We start from the raw sequence: 2,269 nt of genomic DNA on the forward strand, positions 1-2,269 counted from the left end.
CGGACGCGCCTGGGCACGCCTGCCCGCTTCTTGGGCAAAGCGGACTGTCGTCGTGAACGGACACCCATGAGGATGCCACTCCTCCGCCTGGGCACGCCTGCCCGCTCCGCTCGGTAAAGCTAAAGCTTGACGAGGAGATACCTTTACAAAGAGATATGTAGACACGCCGGTCACCGTGCTGGAGCCTGATCGCTGACCCCGTTCGGGTGAGGGCCGGGGCTCAAAACTCAACTTCACTCTAGCGTTCGCTTCCCCAAGCGTGTTCGAGCGTAACATGAAGGGTATTTCACAAATCTGTGACAGTCCTGTGACGCCAGGTGGCTATGCTTCATTCATTAAGCGCACAATTTACAGGGCGGGCCGGGTGAAGTCCGCAGCGCAGCAGAAGCCGTTTTCGAGATGATACTTGAGGGCGGTTTCTTCTTTTGGCCTCGTGGCCAGCAACTTCAAAGCGCCAGCGCTCTCCTGTAGGCGCGGGGACTGATCTCGGTGGGTCGTAAGCTCTAGCATGGTGAACATGACCACTCCCCCGACCACTGACCCCGTTTCTCCCCGCTCCACCGGACCCATGACCGGCAAGACCGTGCTGGTGACCGGCGCTACCGGCGGCATCGGCAAGGCCACCGCCGCCGAGCTGGTCCGCCGGGGCGCCTCGGTGTGGATCGTGGGCCGTAACCCTGAGAAGACCGCCGCTGCCCAGGTTGAGATGGGCGCGGCGGGGCACCTGGTCGCCGATCTGAGCCTGCGCGGCGAGGCAGTGCAGATGGCCCAGGACTTTATTCGCCAGGTTGGCACGCTCGACGTGCTGGTCAACAACGCCGGAGCCGTGTATGACCGGCGCCAGGAAAGCCGTGAGGGCATCGAGATGACCTGGGCGCTCAACCATCTGGGTTACTTTATCGTTACGCGGGAGTTGCTGGGGCTGCTGAGGGCCAGCCGGGGCCGGGTGGTCAACGTGTCGAGCGCCGCGCACGGCTTCGGACGTATGCGCTGGCAGGATCCCGAATTCAAGTCCGGCTACCGGAGCTGGGCCGCCTACGGCCAGAGCAAACTCGCCAACGTGCTGTTTACCCGCGAACTGGCCTGGCGCGAGCGCGAATCGGGCGTCACCGCCAACGCCCTGCACCCCGGCGTGGTGTATTCCAGCTTCGGCCAGAGTGACGACAGCGCCACCAAACGCTTCTACAAACTGGCCGCGCCGTTTCTCCTCAGCAGCGAACAGGGCGCCCAGACCAGCATCTACCTGGCGGCCAGCAGCGAGGTACAGGGGATGAGCGGGCTGTATTTTGCCAAATCCCGCGTCAAGGCGCCGGAGTCGCACGCCCTGGACGACGCGGCGGGCAAGCGGCTGTGGACGCTGAGCGAAAGCTACCTGTGAGTGTTGATTGTCCGATTATTCGTTGTTCAGCACGACGGTAAACGTTTTGGTGACCTTGCCGCCTGCGGGCACTATGGCGGTGGTGGTCGCGTAGCCGTTGCCGCTCAGCTCGGCGCCATCAAATTTCAGCGTGCGTGCCCGGAAATAGTCGCTGACCTCCACCGGCCAGGCCACCGCCTTGCTGCTCTCGAAGGTGTAGCTGACTCTGTAGGTGTCGATGTCGCGGGAGGGATTGCTGCGGCGCTCGGTGCCGATGAGTTCGGCGCTGCGGGTGTAGCGCACGTCGGGATCGCGGCCCAACATCAGCTCGACAAGTTGGCCGCTGGCGGTTTCGGTCAGCTCGGCCTGACCAGCCACGCGGCCCTCATCGCGCACGGTAATCAGGCCGCCCGGCAGATTCTGACTGACCCTGAAACGGTAACCGCGCTCCAACACACCGCTGCTGCGAGCCTGAAACGAGTCGTAGCGCCAGTTCTGATTGTCGTTGCCCAGCGTAGCGTAGCGCGTGAATTCGCTGATCTGCGGCGCCGCGAACGGCAGCGTCAGCGTTTCGCCAGCGGGCAGCATGAACGGCCCGGCCAGCTTGAAGCGGTAGAGGCCGCCCACTGCCGACGCTGCCGAGACGGACGGCGCGGAGGCGACAAGTCGGGCAACCAGCGCCGCGTAATCGGCATTCCCCTCGTTGTAGGTGTTGGTGTCGGCCCGCGTGCGGAGTTCGACCTGTCCGGCGAACAGTTCGGCGTTGCTGACCTTAGAGACTGTCTGGAAAGCGTAAGGCTGCCGCTAGGCTGCTGATTCAAGCTGTTTCTCCCGCTCAAACTCAGCAAGTCGCCGGATCATGATACGAATAAAGGTCAACTGTATGAATGCCTCGGTCACCTCTGGCAGCAG

2 protein-coding genes are annotated in these 2,269 nt (G+C 63.2%); one reads left to right on the forward strand and one right to left on the reverse strand.

Annotated features, from left to right (window positions below; translation table 11 throughout):
- Window positions 1-517: 517 nt before the first annotated feature.
- Window positions 518-1,378, forward strand: a complete 861-nt coding sequence (locus Q0R23_RS18170) for an SDR family oxidoreductase (protein ID WP_293915369.1) — start codon at window positions 518-520, stop codon at window positions 1,376-1,378.
- Between the two features lie 15 nt (window positions 1,379-1,393).
- On the opposite strand, the gene Q0R23_RS18175 is transcribed toward Q0R23_RS18170, so the two are convergent.
- Window positions 1,394-1,984 carry a hypothetical protein gene (locus tag Q0R23_RS18175; RefSeq protein ID WP_293915371.1) on the reverse strand — a complete coding sequence of 197 codons (591 nt, stop codon included), beginning with the start codon at window positions 1,982-1,984 and terminating at the stop codon, window positions 1,394-1,396.
- Between the last annotated feature and the right edge of the window lie 285 nt (window positions 1,985-2,269).

The organism is Deinococcus sp. (genome assembly GCF_025362455.1).
GTDB lineage: Bacteria > Deinococcota > Deinococci > Deinococcales > Deinococcaceae > Deinococcus.

What these genes read in the sequence shown, in the direction of transcription:
- Q0R23_RS18170 (WP_293915369.1), top strand. Translation starts at nt 518, where the DNA reads ATGACCACTCCCCCGACCACTGACCCCGTTTCTCCCCGCTCCACCGGA.